The 20,011-nt window shown below is 43.2% G+C and carries 14 protein-coding genes; 10 read left to right on the top strand and 4 right to left on the bottom strand.

The features are described from left to right. Positions 1 to 20 precede the first annotated feature (20 nt). Positions 21 to 1,115 carry a DUF6544 family protein gene (locus tag A3EU_RS0124215; RefSeq protein ID WP_020538787.1) on the bottom strand — a complete coding sequence of 365 codons (1,095 nt, stop codon included), beginning with the start codon at positions 1,113 to 1,115 and terminating at the stop codon, positions 21 to 23. Between the two features lie 384 nt (positions 1,116 to 1,499). Here A3EU_RS0124215 and A3EU_RS31675 point away from each other — a divergent pair, with 384 nt between their 5' ends. Together A3EU_RS31675 and A3EU_RS0124225 are read left to right on the top strand one after the other, a co-directional pair. Continuing rightward, a complete protein-coding gene (locus tag A3EU_RS31675; protein WP_020538788.1) occupies positions 1,500 to 5,042 on the top strand; it encodes a reprolysin-like metallopeptidase in 3,543 nt (1,180 codons plus the stop codon). A 67-nt stretch (positions 5,043 to 5,109) separates the two neighbouring features. Beyond that, entirely contained in the window at positions 5,110 to 7,527 is a 2,418-nt protein-coding gene (locus A3EU_RS0124225) for an ABC transporter permease (protein ID WP_020538789.1), read from the top strand. A 64-nt stretch (positions 7,528 to 7,591) separates the two neighbouring features. Here the strand turns inward: A3EU_RS0124225 and A3EU_RS0124230 are convergent, their stop codons facing one another. Further along, positions 7,592 to 8,239 (bottom strand): response regulator, encoded by a 648-nt coding sequence (locus A3EU_RS0124230; RefSeq protein ID WP_026211561.1) that lies wholly within the window; start codon positions 8,237 to 8,239, stop codon positions 7,592 to 7,594. 343 nt (positions 8,240 to 8,582) lie between these two features. Here A3EU_RS0124230 and A3EU_RS0124235 point away from each other — a divergent pair, with 343 nt between their 5' ends. From A3EU_RS0124235 to A3EU_RS0124260, 6 genes are all read left to right on the top strand, one after another. Then, on the top strand, positions 8,583 to 11,561 hold the full coding sequence (locus A3EU_RS0124235) for a ligand-binding sensor domain-containing protein (RefSeq protein WP_425412737.1): 2,979 nt from the start codon (positions 8,583 to 8,585) through the stop codon (positions 11,559 to 11,561). Positions 11,562 to 11,773: 212 nt separating this feature from the next. Then, positions 11,774 to 12,400 carry a VOC family protein gene (locus A3EU_RS0124240; protein WP_020538792.1) on the top strand — a complete coding sequence of 209 codons (627 nt, stop codon included), beginning with the start codon at positions 11,774 to 11,776 and terminating at the stop codon, positions 12,398 to 12,400. A gap of 104 nt (positions 12,401 to 12,504) precedes the next feature. Further along, positions 12,505 to 13,704, top strand: a complete 1,200-nt coding sequence (locus A3EU_RS0124245) for an AAA family ATPase (protein ID WP_020538793.1) — start codon at positions 12,505 to 12,507, stop codon at positions 13,702 to 13,704. 16 nt (positions 13,705 to 13,720) lie between these two features. Further along, a complete protein-coding gene (locus tag A3EU_RS31680) occupies positions 13,721 to 14,992 on the top strand; it encodes a vWA domain-containing protein (RefSeq protein WP_020538794.1) in 1,272 nt (423 codons plus the stop codon). A gap of 31 nt (positions 14,993 to 15,023) precedes the next feature. Then, a complete protein-coding gene (locus A3EU_RS0124255; RefSeq protein ID WP_020538795.1) occupies positions 15,024 to 15,416 on the top strand; it encodes a hypothetical protein in 393 nt (130 codons plus the stop codon). After that, a complete protein-coding gene (locus A3EU_RS0124260) occupies positions 15,382 to 16,572 on the top strand; it encodes a hypothetical protein (RefSeq protein ID WP_044086523.1) in 1,191 nt (396 codons plus the stop codon). Before A3EU_RS0124255 ends, A3EU_RS0124260 begins: the two co-directional genes overlap by 35 nt. A gap of 14 nt (positions 16,573 to 16,586) precedes the next feature. On the opposite strand, the gene A3EU_RS0124265 is transcribed toward A3EU_RS0124260, so the two are convergent. Further along, positions 16,587 to 17,105 carry a hypothetical protein gene (locus A3EU_RS0124265; protein WP_020538797.1) on the bottom strand — a complete coding sequence of 173 codons (519 nt, stop codon included), beginning with the start codon at positions 17,103 to 17,105 and terminating at the stop codon, positions 16,587 to 16,589. Positions 17,106 to 17,150: 45 nt separating this feature from the next. Between A3EU_RS0124265 and A3EU_RS31685 the strand changes: the two genes are divergently transcribed. Next, entirely contained in the window at positions 17,151 to 17,591 is a 441-nt protein-coding gene (locus A3EU_RS31685) for a hypothetical protein (RefSeq protein ID WP_020538798.1), read from the top strand. Here the strand turns inward: A3EU_RS31685 and A3EU_RS0124275 are convergent. Beyond that, positions 17,571 to 19,088 (bottom strand): GH3 family acyl-acid amido synthetase, encoded by a 1,518-nt coding sequence (locus tag A3EU_RS0124275; protein WP_020538799.1) that lies wholly within the window; start codon positions 19,086 to 19,088, stop codon positions 17,571 to 17,573. The genes A3EU_RS31685 and A3EU_RS0124275 overlap by 21 nt on opposite strands. A 201-nt stretch (positions 19,089 to 19,289) precedes the next feature. Between A3EU_RS0124275 and A3EU_RS0124280 the strand changes: the two genes are divergently transcribed. Next, entirely contained in the window at positions 19,290 to 19,970 is a 681-nt protein-coding gene (locus tag A3EU_RS0124280; RefSeq protein WP_020538800.1) for a hypothetical protein, read from the top strand. Positions 19,971 to 20,011 lie beyond the last annotated feature (41 nt).

Genomic DNA, 20,011 nt, shown 5'->3' on the forward strand with positions numbered 1-20,011 from the left:
CATTGGTTAAATGTCAAAATTTACAATTCCTCAACATTATACCTCACCTCTACCGTATGGAATTCGCCGTAGGGGAATGCGCCATCTGGATAATGCCAGACCGCTTGCCCATCACCCATCAGGCGAAACTGATCGGTAGCTCCGAAAGGTTGGTAGCTGCTCACAGGGGTAGAAAAAGGCAGGTATTGATCCACGTTGATTTCTTTGCGATCACGTGATTTAAAATTGATGAGCTTCCCTTCTTCATCGAAATAAAGGGTGGCGGAGATACTTGTTTTTGGGTTGGTGAAAGTAGCGCGACAACTTACTGAATCAATGGGTTCCCACTGGATGTGAGGATCGACCAGTGCAGCGGGTGCAAAAAGGCACATGTCATTGAAGAAAGTGACCGTTTCGGCACGGAAAAGTTCTTCTGAATTGAGATCTACCACCGGGAAAAGCGATAAGATTTTGATAAGCATACTCGCTTGCTGACCCTGGTAAGCATGATAGCCATTCGTAGGCAGACCTTTTACATTGGCCTTCATAAAAAACAAGCGAGCGGGATCGCTAAAGTCATTGAATTGCCGAGAAGTAAAGTTGAACCAATCCTCATCTTTACCACGCATGCGTCCTCGGAAAGTAACGACCATATTGTGTACTTTGGGCTGATTGACTGCCCCTGTATAATGTAAGTACCGCTTTACGGGAGTAGGCAAATGAACCATGTCTGAAGTCGTTAACAATCCGGCAGAGGAAGTCGCTTGCGATAGTTGCTCCTTGACGTCTTGCCGGAAGGATTGTTCAAATATATGGCTACTAAACGCCACCACTGCCGCTACTAAAATAATCAAGTTGGCGATGGTGCCCCATTTGGCATCCTGCCATGCCAGGAAGATCAAGAATTGAGATATTGCGATGGCGACAAAAGCCCATAAAGCCCAAGAAGAGGAGTCTCTAAATTGCAATATTGCAGTAAGCCCAAATAACAAACTTGCCACCAGCCACAATATGCCGCTGCCCTTACTGATTGGTAGCTGCAATTGTTCTACAGGGGCCAGAGAAAAAGCTTTGGTAAAGCCCAATAAATGGATTAATCCGTGGATCAGAATTAGGAATAAAAGGAAATAACGCATCGGTTGGTGGTTTTAGAACAACCTAAAATTGAGGTTTTATGTCTCGTGTTTTGCTGACCCTCATCAATGCATGTTTATGATATTTATCCCTTTAATGAAGAAGTTTTTATGTGAAAAAACGGACACAGAACGCAGAACCCCCACCCTAGTAACGAACGCATAATATTAAAAGACGGTAAATTATATCGAAGACATTTTGGGGGGAAAGAAGGGGAGAAGGCACTCCAAGTATGTTTGTAATAATACAATTATTGGTTCTATTCCGGGGACAATAAAAGGGTATGATAAGAGTCAGACAAATCCTTCTTTTTTAGGAAAATAGGTAATGCCCATCTTGAGTAAAAGTATTATATTGATTTTTTTATTATAAAAGCTCTACGGTTTATGAAATGCTTAGCGCTCATCACTTGCTTCTGGCTCTGTTTCTTTCCCACCTTGATTTCTCAGACAACAAATTCCCCTCTGACCGAGGTTAATGAATCCGTTTTATTTGATGCTGGAGAAATTGCTGAGCGTATCATCACCCCCAATGAGTATAAAACCCTGCTTCTTGATATCGATAGATTAAGACTAATCCTGGACAGCGCGCCACGAGAAGAAGCCACAGGAACTAACCAATCTGAACCTTTCGAATTACTGATGCCAGGTGGAAAGATAGAGGCATTTTACCTGGTCGAATATTCAATGATGGAACCAGGTTTAGCCGCGCAGTTTCCCTCTTTTAAAACGTATCATGGGTATGGTGTAAATGACCCAAGCCATCGTATTCGTCTTGATTGGACAAGTAACGGTTTAAACGTAATGATGCAACTTCCAGAAGGCTTGGCTTTTCTTAAGCCCTATTCTAATGGGGATATCGAACACTACTTAAGTTACTACGAACGCGATCTACCTGTGAACACGGAGCCGTTTGAATGTGGAACCGTGGATGAAAAATTAATTGAACCTAGAGATTTGGAGAGCGCTTCTCCTGCCGGGGATTGTCAGCTTCGAACTTACCGACTTGCCGTTGCAGTGACTGGAGAATACGCAACATCAACGCTTGGAGCATCTTCGGCGGGTAATGCTGCTGATGACGCGACCGTCACTGCTCACATCGTGACCAGTATTAATCAAATTAATGAATGGTATGAAAGAGATATTACCGCTAGATTCATACTGATAGCTAACCTAACCGATATTTTCTATTACAACGGAGCGAATGATCCGTATACCAATAATGACGCTGGCGCAATGTTGGGGGAGAATATCAGTAATCTTGATGCGACCATTGGTAGCGCGAATTTTGATATTGGACATGTATTAGGCAATAGCGGAGGAAGCGGTGGAGTAGCAGGACTAAATGTGCTTTGCGGATCAAGTAAGGCAAGAGGAGTAACGAGAGCTAGCTCCGGAGGAATTACTCAACCTCGGTTTTTGAAAGTATGGTCTCACGAAATGGGACACCAATTTGGCGCCGGACATACCCAAGGTGAACAATGCCAACGATCATCAACCAGTGCAATGGAACCAGGAGCAGGAAGTACGCTCATGAGTTATGTAACATCCAACTGTGCGAATCAGATCCAAAATGTTCCTGATTATTATTTTCATGCAATTAGTATTCAGCAGATGTCAGCACGAATGTTGAGTACCAGTTGTGCCGCTATTCTTCCGAGTGCAAACTCAGCTCCAACGGTTTTTGCTGGAGCAGACGTAACCGTTCCAAGTTCTACGCCATTACTTTTGCAAGCTACTGCTACAGATACAGACAACGATCCATTAACCTTTACTTGGGAGCAGTTCAATAATGATCTGGCGGAAGAAATCCCGCCGGAGTCCACGAATACGCAAGGGCCCAGTTTCCGTTCCTTACCTCCTTCGGATGAAAGTGGACGATACCTTCCAAATTTAGCTGCTGTGATTAACGGCACGACTCCTACTTGGGAGGTATTGCCATCCGTCGCTAGAACAATGGATTTTCGAGTTACGGTGCGAGACAATAGTACGAACAGTATGTCTTGTACGACCGAAGATGACATCGAAGTCACGACCGTTGCAAACGGTCCGTTTTTGGTTACTTCGCCTACTACAAGTGGTGTGATTTGGATTGAAGGCCAGACCCATACGGTTAGCTGGGATGTGGCTGGAACCAATGTAGCCCCTGTTTCTTGTGCCAATGTGGACATCCTACTGTCTTACGACGGAGGATTAACTTATCCTGTAACCCTTGCAAATAGTGTGACCAATAATGGGACTGCAGATATTGTGGTACCCGTAGGGATTTCGACAACAGCGAGAGTTCAAGTGCGTTGTTCAGACAATATTTTTTACAATATATCCGCTTCGGATTTTGAAATTCAAGTTTCTAGCGCACCTTCTTATCTATTGGACTTGCCGAGTCCATTATCGACGATATGTCCAGGAGATGTTGAATCCAATATACCCGTTTCGACATCGGTTGTTTCTGGTTTTACCGGGAATGTTACATTGAGTGCCACCAACCTGCCAGGAAGTGCTTCCTTGACTTTTGACAGTCCAATAATCGCCGCAGGTTCAGCGACTACATTTGAAATCAGTAATACATCTGGCCTATCGGAGGGGAATTATACAATTACGATTACAGGGACAAGCGGTTCCATTGTTAGGAATTTGAATTATGTGCTTACCGTAGAAGAACCTGCCGGTTTAACCACGCTTGATTTGCCAGCTGACAATGCGGTTGATATAGGATTAATCCCAACCCTCTTTTGGATGCAAAAATCAAATGCGACCTCTTATGACGTTCAAGTTGCTCTCGATCCAAATTTTGCAAGTTTGGAAGTAGAGGAAACGGTCAACACGAATTCCTATTCATTGGATGCTGCCTTAGAAGGACTGACCGATTATTATTGGCGTGTAAAGGCCACGACGAATTGTGGTGATACACCTTGGTCTTTGTCACGTGAATTTAGAACAGCAGATTGCGCAGCTTCCTTTATACAAAACACGACGGAATTCATCTCTAGTATCGACAGGCCAGAGATAAATTCTGTCCTCACTATAAATAACCCCGGCACAGTTGATGGGCTTGTCGTCTCTAATATTCGTGGGACACATACTTGGGTTGCAGACCTTGCGGTTCGGCTTATTGGCCCAGGAGGAGCCCCAGAAGTTTTACTTTGGAGTGGAGAATGTGGGTCCAGTGACGACTTTAATTTGAGTATAAGTGATGCTGCTGCTACTCCCGTAAGTTCTGCACCCTGTACTCCACTGGGTCAGGGTGGCACATTTAGACCAGAGGAACCGCTTTCTGCTTTTGATGGCTTACCCGTTGCAGGAGATTGGACATTGAGAGTTAATGATAACGCCAACCAAGATGGAGGAGAACTCACCTCATGGAGACTAGACTTTTGCTCGCTAGTTGTTTTACCGGTTGACCTCTTGTCCTTTGATGTTTATGGACGAGAAAATGCCATTCAATTGTACTGGAAAACGGCAAGCGAATACAATAACGCAGGCTTTGAAATAGAACGTCGCAGTGAAACCGAAAGGGAGTTTACTGCCATAGGAGAAGTACTTGCTGCCGATGAGGTTCAGCAGGTCAATAATTACGAATATCTTGATAAGGATGTTAGGCCAGGTACACGATATTACTACCGCTTACGTCAAAACGATTTAGATGGCCAATTTGAATACTCTCAAATTCGTACAGCAAAAATGGAGGGCGTTGAATTAGGCCTGCAAGTTTATCCAAGCCCCGCTCGTGGAGAGCTATTTGGGTTCCTCAATGTTCAGTCTGGTGAAGTGGAACTGCGACTGCATGATCTCAACGGCCGAGTAGTAAAGGAACAGTTGGTTTCTGGTAATCATTTTGTTATGAACTTGGAAGGGCTTTCCGCTGGCTTATATGTGCTCAGAGCGCGTCACGCAGGAGGAGAGGAGATCATCAAACTGGTGGTGAAATAAGCCTACGCAGCCTTTCCCTCTTGTCACTGTCTTTGATAGCGTTGGTTCAACATCTAATACGACTATCATGTTCAGTAACTACCTCACCTTAGCTTGGCGAAACCTCAAGAAGCATAAGTTTTATACCTTGGTCAATATGCTTGGCTTAGCGCTTGGCCTTACTGCCTTCATCTATATATTTATGTATGTCGAAGATGAACTCAGTTACGATAAATACCATCCTTTTGCTGAACGGATTTATCGGGTAGACGCCGACGGCCGACTAGGAGATCAGGTGATTTCAACGGCGGAGGCGGGCGCACCGGTAGGGCCAACCATGAAAGCCGATTTTCCGGAAGTGGAGACTTTTTGCCGCTTCCGCTCCAGAGGAAGTTACCTAGTGAAATACGAGGATCGTCACTTCAATGAGCAGAACATCATCTTTGTGGATAGTACGGCCTTTCAATTTTTCGGCATTTCCCTCTTGCAGGGCCAACCCGATGAAGTATTAAAAAGCCCGAATAGCGTTGTGCTGACCGAGGAGATGGCGCAGAAGTATTTTGGTACAAAAGATCCCATTGGCGAATCTTTGTTGTTAGACAATGAATTGAATTTTGTGGTAACGGGTGTTATGGAGGAAATTCCTTCCAATACCCACTTCAGTTACGATTTTTTACTGTCGCTTTCCAGCCTGGAAGATAGCCGTAGTGACCAGTGGGGCAATATGAATTTTCAAACCTATGTGTTGCTAAATGAACAAACCGATGTAGCTGCCTTTGCCGAAAAGATGAACACCCACCTGGTAAGTAATTATTTTGCGCCGGAGGTAGAACCATACATCGGTATGCCCTGGAGTGATTTTCTGGCTTCGGGTAATGCTTTTGACTACTCGTTATTCCCGCTTCGAGACATTCACTTGTATTCGGCCAGGGACAGTGAAATGAGCATCAATGGTGATATCAAATACGTGTGGATATTTTCGCTGATTGGCCTCTTTATTCTGATTATCGCCTGTATCAATTTCATGAATCTATCTACTGCCCGTTCTGCTATTCGGGCCAGAGAAGTAGGTGTTCGTAAAGCAGTAGGAGCTACGCCACAAGATCTGGTTAAACAATTTTTGAGCGAAAGCTTTCTGTTGAGCTTTTTATCTTTAATTCTGGCTACTGGGCTGGTGCTGCTGCTTTTGGGGCAGTTCAATATTCTGGCGGAAAAATCATTTAGCTACCGGGATGTTTTTTCTTGGCAATTTGTAGTACTGGCTATTGGACTTACTTTAGTGACCAGCATTCTGGCTGGGAGTTACCCTGCTTTCTTTCTGGCCAAATTCAAAACCGTTAACACCCTTCGGGGGAGTACTACTGAGGGGCGCTCAACACCCTATCTGCGGAATACATTGGTCGTTTTCCAATTTCTGATTACGGTATTTCTGATATGCAGTACGTTGGTGGTATACAAACAACTCAATTTCATCCAAGACAAAAAACTGGGCTTCGAACGCGAGCAGTTGTTGATGTTGGATGAAGCCTATGCTCTGGGCGATAATATTGAAGCGTTCAAAACACGTATGTTGTCCAATAGCGCGGTGGAGCACGCGACCATTAGTGGTTTTTTGCCAGTATCTTCTAATCGCAATAGCAGTTCATTTTTTGTGGGGCAAAAAGCAGAACTCAGTAATGCCATGCTCGTCAACAATTGGCGGGTCGATTATGATTATGTAGAAACGATGGGGATGGAGGTATTGCAAGGAAGAGATTTCTCTACCGAATTCGCCACGGACTCTATGGGGGTGATTATCAACGAAACCATGGCCACCTATTACGAGGGAGATCCTATTGGACAAAAGCTAAGCCGTTTTGGAGATGGTGATGAGTTGGATGTGTTCAAGGTAATTGGCGTAGTACAGGATTTTAATTACGAAAACCTCCGCCAACAAATCAGACCATTGGCACTTTTTATTGGCCGTTCCCAGACCAATATTACGATGCGCTTGCGTACAACAGATCTACCTGCGTTCATCAACACGCTGGAAACAACCTGGAATGAGTTGGCACCTGGCCAGCCGTTTTCTTATTCCTTTATGGATGAACGTTTTAATCGCATGTATGAGGCGGAGCAGCGAATAGGCAATATCATTGGCGTTTTTGCTTTTCTGGCGATCTTCATTGCCTGTATCGGCCTGGTAGGCTTGTCTACTTTTATTGCCCAACAGCGCAGTAAGGAAATCAGTATTCGGAAAGTATTGGGCGCCTCTACTTCAGGATTGGTGCATCTGTTGTCGAAAGACTTTATTAAACTCGTTTTCTATGCACTCTTGATAGCCTTACCTCTTTCGTGGTGGGCCATGACCAAATGGCTGCAAAGCTTTGCCTATCGGATAGAGCTAGATTTGGGGGTGTTTCTCTGGGCTGCCATCATATCATTAGCTATCGCCCTGCTTACGGTGAGTTTTCAGAGTATTCGGGCGGCCATTGCGAATCCGGTGGACAGCTTGCGAGGGGAGTAGGTTGAGTTGAGTTTTGCGTATCGATGAAAGGCTCATAGCCACGGAGTATGTCGTGGCTATGAGCTTAGCTCACCCAGCCTTTTTTTATTGCTTTTTTAATTAATTCTCCTTTACTATTGATATTTAATGCGCGATAAATGTGCTTAATGTGTGTACGGACGGTATCAAGCGAAATGTCTAAACGATTTGCAACCATTTTGTAACTTAACCCATCCACAATACCATTTACAATATCTTGCTGCCGGGCGGTTAGTATTGCGTTTTCTTCTACCTTTTGCTTTGGCATAAAATGATCTGCAATTTTACGTGCCACACTTGGAGACATGTAACTTCCCCCTCTGTATACGGTTAAGATGGCTTCCTGAATACGTTGAAGAGGTGTACGTTTGGACAAATAAGAACAAGCCCCTGCAGATAAGGCCGCAAAGATTTTTTCTTCATCTTCAAAAGTGGTGAGGATGATTATATCTACTTCCGGGAAAAGCGTTTTGATCGCAGGAATGCCCTCGATTCCATTAATACCGGGCAACTGAATATCCAATAAAATGACATCAGGCCCTTTTTGACCTGAGTTGGCGGCAGCCGCAAGGAAACCCTCCACGCTGGTACTGACTTGGAATAATTCGAATTCCGGGTTTTTACCTAAGTAAGTAGTTAAACTTTTACGGATGATTTGTTCATCCTCAACGATGGCCAATGAGATCTTCTTCATAGCATTAAAGGTAAGGAAAGCTTCAGTTCAACACTATCGCATGAAGATGTGAAGTCGTTTTTTATTGAGTAAGATATCATTTCGAAATTCTACTCTCCAAAATAGTTATTTATGAAGTATGCAGGGACACCTGTGAACATGGTTGTTTTATTAAGTCGGTTAATAAATACTATGTATAAAATCAAAGCCTAATTTGACATACAAATGCCTACCTTTATTGAGCCTTCGATCAAAATACTTTAGAGATTCATTCTTTTTTAAGAAGCCTAGTTAATTGACCCATAGTAAACGAACCATTTCCTTGGAGTATGTTTTTTTTAAATACAAATTCTACAACCCCTTCTTGTGGTGTGCTATCCTATTTACTTTATCCACATCAGCACAGATCGCACCTACCCCCAAAGCTATAACCACTGCTGACGGTTTAGGCTTTCGGGCAGTGACGGCTCTAGCCCAAGATTCCAGAGGTTTTTTGTGGCTCGGTACTCAGCGAGGGGTAGATATGTATGATGGCTACCGCTTTATACATTTCAACAAGGAAAAAAGTGCCGATTATCCTTTTCCCGCAGATGATATATTGGATTTTGGGCTACACATCCTCAATGATTCTACACTTTGGGTTATTGGTGACCATCGGCTCTATACTATTAATTTACACACATTTGAGAGCAGCCTCGTTGAAGAATTCCCGGAGCATATTCTTAAGATATACAAAGGGAAATGGCAAGATCTCTGGATTGTTAGCGAAAAAGAAGATAAAGAAGAACAATACTTATGGCGATACACCCTCTCTAAAGGTTTTCAAAAAATAGCAACGGTTCCTAGAGTTCGTAGAGAGTTTACCTATTTGGGCGTTGATACCATTGGCAATGTATGGTGGTCTACTATAGCCAAAGGTTTGCAATGTTATTCTGTGAAAGGAGAATTGCTGCATGAGAAAAAAGTGGATACTAACAATTGGTTTGGTACAACAATGCATTGGACCCCTTTTCAGATTGATCATCAAAACCGAATCTTTGTCTATCCTCGAAATGTCAATGAACTTTGGGAATATTTCCCAGAACAGGATTCTATTGATGTAATTGCTGATCATTTATCAGATGTTATTTATTGTGGTCTTGAAGATCAACAGGGAAACAACTGGTTTGCGACCAAAGATGAGTTGTTGAAACTTACGCCAGCAGGAGATGTGGAAACCTTGTCGACTGTATTAAAACGAACAATGGACTTTTCAGGCATTATGACCTTCTTCCAAAATGATGCAAATATCCTTTGGGTAGGTACTAATGGCGGCCTGTTGATGCTACCACAACCTCGGCAACTATTTGATCACTATTTTTCTGAAAAAAAGCTCGGCCTAGGGAATTCTTTGAGAGGAATTACAGAGGGTCGAGGTGATGACCTCTATTTCTATAGTGAAGTACGAAATTGGGGCTTATATCATCAAGATACTAAAACCCAAATCCTTAAGAGGCTCACATTTCAATTGGAGCCAACTCGCCTTCAGGAAAAAATGGAACACACCAACGATCTGATTTATGATTCTATCAGACATTGTATTTGGGCATTCACCGAGAATTTAATGTGCTTAGATCTGGCCAATGATAAAATTATCGATACCCCTATGGATCTAGGTGTCAGCTATCCTATTGGGCCAAAAGCATTAGCTCGATTTAGTGATGGTAAATTTCTGGTTGGCAGTCATTTGGGGCTAATTAGTACTTACGATCCAGACTCAAAAAACTGGTACCTTGTACCCAATCTGTTATCATCAGAACAAGCACAGTTTCCGATAAAAACCATCCGGCCACAAGGCACTGATAGTATATGGGTAGGAACACAGAATCAAGGCTTATTCCTGCTCAATCTTCGTGGAGAAGTACTCCAGCATTATCATACAACAAGTAATCCAGCCTTAAGTAGTAATCAAATACTCTGTATCTATCCCTCCGATGACGGTGAATGGTTGTGGGTAGGCACCTTTGGAGGGGGGCTCAATCGTATCCATTTGCCTACAGAGGAAATAAAAATATTTACGAAGGACGAAGGATTAGCCGACGATAATGTGGTAAGCATCACCCCTTTCGAAAACCGCTTGTGGATCGCTACCTATATCGGTTTGTCCAGCTTAAACCTGGACGACTATACTTTCCGAAGTTATTTTTCTGAAGATGGGCTATCCAATAATGAATTCAATTTCAGTAGTGCTCATTTGGGTAAAAATGGCCGTATTTACCTTGGTGGACTCAATGGGGTCAACGCATTTTACCCTGATGCCTTACTCGAAGAAAAAACAAGTCGCCCACTTCAATTTATGGGGTACCAGTATTTTAATCATCAAACAGATAGCCTTTATACTTATTCCTATCCCAGCTTGCCTGATACACCTATTGTTGTTCAAACCAGCACCAGCTATTTTCAATTCGAATGGGCTTTACCTGAATACTTTAAGCCGGAAAAAAACCAATACTACACCCAAGTTGTTGGCCTCGACAAAGACTGGGTTTATCATGGAAACACTCCGTCTGTTCGGTTCAATGGTCTAACTCCAGGAACGTATATTTTACGAGNGAAAGGAGCAGATAGCAGAGGCAATAATTCGGCGGGGGAATTACGGATTCCCTTTCAGGTAATAGCCCCGCTACATAAGCGTTGGTGGTTTATTCTGATTTGCATTATTCTAGTAGCTGGTATAACGGCCACTATCATTAATTATGTTTATCGGCGAAAATTAGCGATGGAGCAAATCCGTACACGGATTGCCAGTGATTTGCACGACGAAGTAGGCTCTATGCTTTCAGGCCTAGCCATGCAGGCCGAAATGCTGGAATTACAAAGTAATGATGCTGATACCAGCAGCCTGCGCTATATGAAAGACATTAGCAGACAGGCTGTCACAAAAATGCGTGACCTTGTTTGGAGTATCGATAGTCGCCGTGATCAAATGTATGATTTGCTGAACCGGATGCGAGAATCCGCAACTTATATGTTTGAGTTAAATGATATTGATTTTCAATTTGAAAGTAGCGACCTACCTCTTAATAAAAAACTCGCCGTTGACGTCCGCCAGCATCTTTATCTGATCTTTCGCGAAGCGGTGACCAATGTCTGTAAGCATTCTAACGCTGATCATGTCTACATTTTTTTTGGTCGCAGAGAAGGGCGTCTTGAACTACGAATACAAGACAATGGAACGGTAGCTCCCAAAGAAAACCACTCAACAGGATTGGGGCTAGACAATATGTATGGAAGAGCCCAAGCGCTAAAAGGAGAACTTACTATTGATACTGAAAATGGTTTTTTAGTGCTGCTACGCATATAAGTGGTTGAATGACTCTCTGGTTGTTTTGAAAATACCACTTTATGATATCAGGCGAGCAATTCTATGAATGGCTCGCCCAATTATTGATAGCTAGTCACCTGGGGAGAAAAAAGAAAATATTGATCTCTTTGTGATGAGAGGCATGTGAATGCTTTGTACGAACAGCTTAATCATATTTACTTATTTTTATCGCTGAATCATTAAACAACCCTATGTCACGCACCATCGATCACATCGTCTACGCCGTCTTTGATCTTGACCGAGCTATTGCCGATTTTACCGAGCAGTTAGGCATTGCACCCGTTTTTGGAGGTAGACATGAAGGTCGTGGCACTAAGAATGCTCTTTTGAATCTTGGTAATAGTTGTTACTTGGAGATTATCGCCATCGACGAATGGAATACCAGCGTAGAATCACCCCGCTGGATGGGCCTGGATGTCCTGCAAAAACCACAAATTACGCGCTGGTGCCTCAAATCTGATAATCTGGCTCAAGATCAGTCTGTCTTAAAAGCTTTTCACGCTGAAATGGGGGAGCAATGGAATGGGCAAAGGACAACAGCCAGTGGCGAACTTCTAGCCTGGCAAATGCTTTTGCCCTTACCAAAACCAGAAGTAGAGATCGTCCCATTTATGGTGGATTGGGGAACTTCAGCTTTCCACCCTACGGAACGACTGGAGCCTAGCTGTATATGGCAGGAAATCGTACTGCTTCATCCAGACCCCAAATCTTTTCAAGAGGTACTTAAGGAGCTGGATGTTAATGTCTCCGTTCAACAAGCAGAAAGTGTAGCCATAAAACTTAGCCTAACATCTCCAAATGGCCGTGTAATTATCTAGTTACTAAGTTCAACTTTATTCTGCTGCCATTTGTGACGGAGAATATTAAAAAAGAGTGGTATTTTGCTGACTAACAAGATAGCTCACGCTCACTTTTTAAGTTTATGGAACAACAACTCCCCACGGGAGCTCGCGCACTCGTTTTAGCTATGCAAACACCCTCTCCAAAAGGGCATATTGGTATCCCTACACTGATATGGGGGCGCCCTGGAGTAGGTAAGTCAAGTTTTGTAGAAGCCTTGGCCAAAGGTGATTTTCCTGTTTTGACACTTATCGCGTCGATCCATGACCCAACAGATTTCTCAGGGCTGCCTGTTTTTACAGATGGGAAGGTGCATTATGCCAGACCAGAATGGTTGGACTATTTTGCTGAGAAACAGCAAGGAATACTGTTTCTCGATGAGCTAACAACTGCTCCTCCAGCAGTACAAGCAGCCTTGCTAAGAGTTGTGCTGGAAAGGAAAGTGGGCTTTTTCCCACTGCCGGATCACGTAAGAGTTATTGCAGCCGCCAATCCACCTGATATGATGACAGGAGGATGGGATCTAAGCCCACCATTGCGCAATCGTTTTGTCCATCTCCAATGGGATTTACCCATGGATGTTTATTTGGCGGGTATGACCAATGGTTTTGCCAAACCTGATTTGCCCAAAATTTCAATTGCTCAACACAGTATCCTTATGGATAATTGGAAATTGAAGATTGCTGCTTTTTTACGGCAAATGCCTGATGCTCTGCACGGAGATATGGAAGAAAATGAATACGCTTTTGCCAGCCCTCGAAGTTGGGAATACTTGGCTGCGTTACTGGCAACTTGTGAAATAGAAGGAGAAGCACCAATGCCGGAGACTACGGCTAGTACAGCTTGTTTAGACCTTGTTCGTGGATGTATCGGAGAAGGTCTAGCAGTCGCTTTTGTTTCTTTTTTACTAGAATTACGCTTGCCTGACCCTGGAGAAGTCCTAACCCAAAAAATACAAATAAATTTACCACAGTTTAATGACAGTGAGGTCTTTGTTTTTTTTGGCGCCTTAGGGCATTACTTGGAGCGCCATTTCAACCACGAGAAGTTGGTGGATTTAGCAACAGTATATTTCTCATTGGTTCAAACCATATTTTCTGATGCACGCAGAGATGTTATCTATCCTAGCTTGAAATATATATGTCAGAAAGGATTGCTGACGAAGACTTTGAGCCACGCACAAAGACGCTCCAGTGAAGATAAAGCTGCAGTGCTTGCAGCTATACAGTCGCTCTTTGTTGATGAAGGATTGAATGACTTTATCGACGTTTTCGAATCGTAAAAGAGCTAGTAGAGGTATGGAGAAGACCAGGAAATATAAGACAGAAGAGGCTATTCTTCGTTTCAGTCGGGCTTATGCGGCAGAGCAACTTCCTTGGTTTGCACCAGCCCTTTATCGGTGTAGAATTGTGATTACGGAGCAAGTACCTATTGCTGCTATCGATCAACAGATGAACGTTTACTTCAATCCTTCCGTCGTTGCGAAAATTAGTGTATCTGAAAGAAAAAAGTCGCTCCGAGAGCTTGGCTTTTTGTGGATTCATGAAATAAGCCACATTTTACGACGCCACGCGGAACGGGCCAAAGAAAATAACTTCTATCCGCAATTATGGAATATCGCTGCTGACTTTGAAATCAACGATAGTCATTGGGAGGGCTTATCTATGCCTGAGGATTTTCCGGGCTTGCTTCCCAAAGATTACCAGCTGCCTAATGGACAGTTAGCAGAGAAATATTACAAGCTTTTGGAAAAGGAAGGAGATAAAAGTGAACGGCTTCAAAGACTACTAGATTTAGCGATGGACGAAGGTAGCGGAGTGCACAGTCATTCTAGAATATGGGAACTGGCATCCACGCCCGAAGCGTCGAGTAAAAATGTGGTCAATGAGATGGTATTGTCATTGATCCGCAAAGAGGTCGCTGAGCAGTTGAAACAAGCTCAGGGGAATATACCCGGAAATTGGCAACGATGGGTAAACGAAATTTTACAACCTAAGGTAGATTGGCGCAAGGTATTGCGGCACAGAGTGAAAATGGCGATACAGCTGAGTGTAGGGGGCAGATTAGATTATTCCTACCAGCGTTTTAGTCGCCGCCAATCGGTTTATCATCCCGTTTTTCTACCTAGCTTATCCGGAGATCTCGAAGCACAAATAGCAGTGGTGGTGGACACCTCCGGCTCCATGTCTGCCCAAATGTTAGGGCAAGCTACAGGGGAGGTTTGTGGTATCATGAAGCGACTACGTGTACCCGTCACTGTTATCCCGTGTGACGCCAGGGCTTACGAGCCCATCCGGGTCAACACCTCTAGTGATCAAATAAAACTATACCAACTGAGCGGCGGTGGTGGAACAGACATGAATGCGGGAATAGAAGCAGCCCTAGCCTTACCAAAAAAACCAAATGTGATTATTGTACTAACAGATGGATTTACGCCTTGGCCGGAGAAACTCCCTGAGGTATCCTTGATCTTTGGAATTTTTCACAAGGGAGGAACATCGTTCCCAACACCTCCTATGCCTCCTTTTAGTACAGCCTCCGTCATCGGTATTGACTTGGCTAGGCACTAAGCTTTAAAGCTTTTAAGACAATTTTAGTAGGATGAATCAAAATAATAAAAATGAAACAGTACAGGCATTAATCACCTTTGAGATAGAAGGACACGCGATTGATTATGAGATAACCTCTAATATACACGGTGAAGTACAGCAGGTGAAAAATCTTTTTGGGGATATTCCTGTAGCTGCCCAAAAACTGATATTAGGCAAAGACTGGGAAGTAATCGCACCTAAAGCAGAAGGTTATCGACGGCTTTTTCGATACTTTGTTGCTGCCCAAATGTTGGAACTCAGGAAAGGAGACGATTTGCAGCCAATAATTGATAAAATTACTCAGGCTCGTCAGAAAAATGGCTTACCACCGCGGCAAATTTCACTATCACAACTTACTGACATATGGTATGTTACATTTGCAGAGGGGGGTCCAAAATATTAGGAGATTCTATAATGATGGCAAGAATGCAAAGCTTGAATCACTTGAGTATTTGTTTCTAGGCAATCCGGAAAAACTACGTGTTGCTATTGAGTATCATGGAGCTTTTCGAACACCTGGTGTTGGAGAAATGATTCTAGATTGGATACCTGTACTTACAGATGAACAACGTTTTCAAGCATATAAATCGTTGAAAATTTACCCCCAAGCGGCAGCCAAAAAGTTGCTTTTAGCAGCCTATGAAGATAAAAACAACAATAAGGGGATAGAAAATATCATCATTGGGCTTTCAGCCTATAAACACGACGATACGCACCGACTTTTTCTCCAACACGCAAAGCGTACTTCTCTTAGTTATAACGAAAAAAAAGCCATCCTAGAAGCCCTTAGATATTCTGACAAAGAAGAGGTATTGGTTTTGGCTTGGAATAACTTATTGGATAAAGACCTTGGAGCAGAAGCCTGTGATTTAATTAAAAAGCGAGGAGTAGAAGATCAGGAAATCGTTGATTACTTGATCACTGTTTTAGCACAAGACAATTGGGTTGAACATTTTCAAAGGGTCCTCTCGCTTTTTGCTAACCATCTAAATACTAGCAAACATCAACCTTCACCAATTTGGTTACTAGATTACCTGATTCGTTTTTTTGAATTAAAAAAATACAAGGTCACGAGCTATTATGATCCTATCGTATCTTCCTTTTCCAAAATTTGTAGATACTATAACAATCAAGAGTTAGCGATGAAAATCAGTAGATGGGCACAAGATAGTTCAGAAAACGTCCACACTTTTGTTTTCCTCTTTTCAGAACTGATGCTAAAAAAAGAAGTCTTGTATCCGCTAGATCACGACTTGAAGCCTATTGTGAAAGCAGCAATTACAAAAGAAGTTAGTCTACAACAGAAATATGCTATTATATTGGCGGGACGTTATGCACTAAGTGATCGCAGTACGGAATTTATTGATGATCTATTGCCTGTGTTAGCATCAAAAAGCATAGATAATTCTTGGCTGGCTGCTACCACAATCAACAAGATCATGCAGGAACTGGGTTTTGTAGACAAGGTTAGATATTCTTACAAAAAGCGGATGAATTCCCAGTCTAACCTTCGTCTTAATGCAATCCTTTCAGAAGGTTTAAAGTTAGCTGACCAGTAATTTTTTAGCACCTATTACTCCTCCACCATCCGCTGCCCACGGAGTTGCCGCATCCCGTATTGCACCAATAGTAAAACCCCTAAACCAATGACGTAAGATGCGATAAAAAGCAGCCATTCGTAATCGTCTTTTTGCAATGCCTCCCGGCGGGAAGCCAGCCCCCAAATATTGACCAAGCCTTTCTTGACAAAGAAACGGGATACAAGGGTAGAGGCACAAAGCCCAGCGAGATAACCTACGGATAAGTTAAGGGCTTCGGAGGCAAAAAAGGAAGAGAATTTCTGCATAGGAAAGTAGTTGAAATTGTAAACGAACAGACCTTCATGGAGAAGGCCAGGCAAGATAGATTTCTTTAGTGAACTTTGGTACTCAATGCCGTTTTCTGTTCGCAAACAAACACCAGCTTGCCACAAGGGGTTTAAAGAATAAAAGCCCTCAACTGATTCATGCAGAACCTCACGTTTGAAAATATTACCAGCCAACATATTCAAAATTGTTTCACCAAGACTTACCAGCAATTTATTGCACTTCATGACCACCCTTTTTATTTGGAGCAGCTTTCGTTGAAAAACTACACCATGCGAGCGCAACCAGTGATTAACCTGGCTTTTTGGCATCGTGCTACCCGCCATTACAGGGTGCAAACCAGTGACCATTTACAGTTGCGTAAGTACATTAAAATGGAAGAACTGCCGGAAAAAGTGCTGATAGGTTGGTTTGCTCATGAGTTAGGGCATATCATGGATTATCGTGAGCGCTCGGCGCTGAACCTCATTTCTTTTGTATTACGTTACCTGGCAGTACCCAATTATCGGATGGGGGCCGAGCGCCGAGCCGACCTCTATGCCATTGACCACGGCTTTGGGGATGCGCTGATGGCAACAAAGCGCTATATCCTTGAGCAATCTAAATTGCCTGACCATTACAAAAAACGGATCAAGCGTTACTATCTTTCGCCCACAGAATTGGAAACGATTCTTAAAGAAAAGGAAGCAGCGTTAACGCAGGTTCTTCAGTAGCTTAAGCATCATTTTCTCTTTCATCACTTTAGGGAATTTTATCTGCCCTCCTTTTTTGTCTTTGCGTGCTTCAAGCCAGGAATAAATATTGGTGGGGCGTACTGCTTTTACACGAACAGCTTTAAGTGCTTTGGTACGGGCTACTTTGTAGTTTTTGTTAAGGTCCTGAAGGATTTGATCAAGTTGCTGAGCGGCTTGTTCTTCGTCAATCGCTACGTTGGTGCCCAGTACCCATTGGTGTAGGTATTCACCATCTTCTTTGATGGCGGCTACAGAAAATTCGTTGATGTCAACACCTATTTTGTCCGATAAGCCTTCTATTCCTTTGTTCAGTTTTTCTTCTGAGAGTTGGCTGCCGACCACGTTGAGATAATATTTAGTGCGTCCGCTTATTACGATTTCGTAACGGTTCAGATTGGTGAATTTGATGGTGTCACCAATCAGGTAGCGCCAAGCCCCCGAAGGTGTGCTGACGAGCAAGGCATAATCTTGTCCTTCTTCTACTTGGCCCAGGTGTAATACCAGTGGGTCATCAAGCAATTGCCCCGTTTCATCAAAACCTCGTTCGTCAAAAGGGATGAATTCATAAAAGATACCGTGTTCAACGGCCAGCTGCATCGACAGGGTATCTGGCTGGGCCGTAAAGGCAAAGAATCCTTCGGAAGCCAAATAGGTATCCATAATGGTCAATGGCTTAGCCAGGAGCTTTTCGAAGCTCTTGCGGTGAGGGGCGAAGGCTACGCCGCCGCTGGCATAAATACTTAAATTTGGCCATAAATCGTGGATCGTTTCAAGTTGATGGACCTCCATGATTTTGATGATCATCATTCGTACCCAGGAAGGGATTCCTGCAATAGCGACTACATCCCAATCGGGGGCAGCCTTAGCAATGGCAGCTACGCGCTCATCCCAATCACTGATTTGGGCAATTTCTTTACCGGGCTTGTAAAAGCTATCAAACCAGTCAGGGATATTGAGGGAATTAATTCCACTAATTTCTCCTTCAAGGTGCTGCTTGTGCTCATTCAAGTCGGCTGAACTGCTGAGCATAAGGACATCCTTCTCGAAAAAATCTGCAGGAAGGTCAAAGTTAGCCAATGCTGCTATCTGAGATTGACCTACAGCACGAAAACTGGCTAGCATATCATCTGTGACGGGAATTCGCTTACTGGTTTTACCGGTTGTACCACTGCTTAACGCAAAGTATTTGGGTTGTCCAGGCCAAGTGATACTAGGGAAATCTTGCTGTTGCTTCCACCAACGCTGATGGAGTTTTTTATAGTCATGTACAGGAACTTGTTTTTGAAAAGAAGCAATAATATCCTCTTCGTTGAGGATTTGCTCGAAGCCGTAATACTTCCCAAAAGAAGTGTTTTTAGCCTGCTGAAGCAACTGTTGTAGTTGCGCAGCTTGTATCTGGCGGGCATCTTCGGGTAAACCATTTAACTGGTTGTTTATTTCGAGCGCAGTCTTGATAATATTTCCAATGATCGGCATAGTAGAGAAGGGAGGTTTATGTTTATAACCTCACTATTTTAGTGGATGTTCGTTGGTGTAAATATTACCAGAAGATGGATGGATGCTGATGGGGCTCACTACAATTATTTAGTATTTTTATTACTTAAAACAGATTAATCGCATATCATTAATTTTCGCTAAATTGAGCAAGTATTTTGAGAACACCAAACACCATGTTTTATGGCAGATACCAATGCCCAGGCAAAGAGCCTTTTGCTGGATACCCAATTGATAGTTACGAATAAGTTTACTGTTTTTGCAAGTGATGATGCGGTCGATAAAACCAAGTTGGAAACGCTGCAAAAGAAAGCTGATAAGCAAATTCAGCAGTTCAAACAACCAGAGGTCTGGCTCAAGCAGGTAGAAATTGACCGCACAAAGGTCTTCTCTTGCCTATTGGCTATCAACGAGGTAAGTGTGCCTCAAATAGATGACCTTACCACCCAGGTAGATGTTTTGATTGTGATTCTACAGGAGGCATTGGTCAATTCCGCAGGCAATGCAGATGCTGGCCGCTCAGAAAAAGCAGAGGCCGGCCCCAACCGCAACCAGGAAGCCCTGGAGGGCTTGCAAAATATCCGCCGCAAGACGCTGGGCAGGTTTCAATTCTTTATGGCACGGGGTATAGATTTGGCAACTAATTCCGATTTCCAGAAACTACGAAAAAGACAAGTTCCCCTGCGGGATAATTATACGAAGAAGCTACGAGATGAATCAGTGCTGGCTGATGAGATTGATGTGATGCTGCTCAATGGATTTGCAGATGCTTTTCAGGCCTCAGAAGAATTACCCCCCTTCTTCAAGCATTATGGAGAACTCAGTGATTTTATTGAGCAACGCTGCCCGCTACCGACAGCGTAATTAATGGCTTTGTGTACACATCGTTTTCTCCATCAATTGAT

Origin of the sequence: Lewinella cohaerens DSM 23179 (assembly GCF_000379805.1) — a bacterium.
Taxonomy (GTDB): Bacteria; Bacteroidota; Bacteroidia; order Chitinophagales; family Saprospiraceae; genus Lewinella; species Lewinella cohaerens.

Bases quoted from the DNA above. Each gene is read 5' to 3' on its own strand.
- A3EU_RS0124240 (WP_020538792.1), top strand. From the start codon at position 11,774: ATGTCACGCACCATCGATCACATCGTCTACGCCGTCTTTGATCTTGAC.
- A3EU_RS0124225 (WP_020538789.1), top strand. From the start codon at position 5,110: ATGTTCAGTAACTACCTCACCTTAGCTTGGCGAAACCTCAAGAAGCAT.
- A3EU_RS0124255 (WP_020538795.1), top strand. From the start codon at position 15,024: ATGAATCAAAATAATAAAAATGAAACAGTACAGGCATTAATCACCTTT.
- A3EU_RS0124215 (WP_020538787.1), bottom strand. From the start codon at position 1,115: ATGCGTTATTTCCTTTTATTCCTAATTCTGATCCACGGATTAATCCAT.
- A3EU_RS0124280 (WP_020538800.1), top strand. From the start codon at position 19,290: ATGGCAGATACCAATGCCCAGGCAAAGAGCCTTTTGCTGGATACCCAA.
- A3EU_RS31680 (WP_020538794.1), top strand. From the start codon at position 13,721: ATGGAGAAGACCAGGAAATATAAGACAGAAGAGGCTATTCTTCGTTTC.
- A3EU_RS0124245 (WP_020538793.1), top strand. From the start codon at position 12,505: ATGGAACAACAACTCCCCACGGGAGCTCGCGCACTCGTTTTAGCTATG.
- A3EU_RS0124275 (WP_020538799.1), bottom strand. From the start codon at position 19,088: ATGCCGATCATTGGAAATATTATCAAGACTGCGCTCGAAATAAACAAC.
- A3EU_RS31685 (WP_020538798.1), top strand. From the start codon at position 17,151: ATGCGAGCGCAACCAGTGATTAACCTGGCTTTTTGGCATCGTGCTACC.
- A3EU_RS0124260 (WP_044086523.1), top strand. From the start codon at position 15,382: ATGTTACATTTGCAGAGGGGGGTCCAAAATATTAGGAGATTCTATAAT.
- A3EU_RS0124230 (WP_026211561.1), bottom strand. From the start codon at position 8,239: ATGAAGAAGATCTCATTGGCCATCGTTGAGGATGAACAAATCATCCGT.
- A3EU_RS0124265 (WP_020538797.1), bottom strand. From the start codon at position 17,105: ATGAAGTGCAATAAATTGCTGGTAAGTCTTGGTGAAACAATTTTGAAT.
- A3EU_RS31675 (WP_020538788.1), top strand. From the start codon at position 1,500: ATGAAATGCTTAGCGCTCATCACTTGCTTCTGGCTCTGTTTCTTTCCC.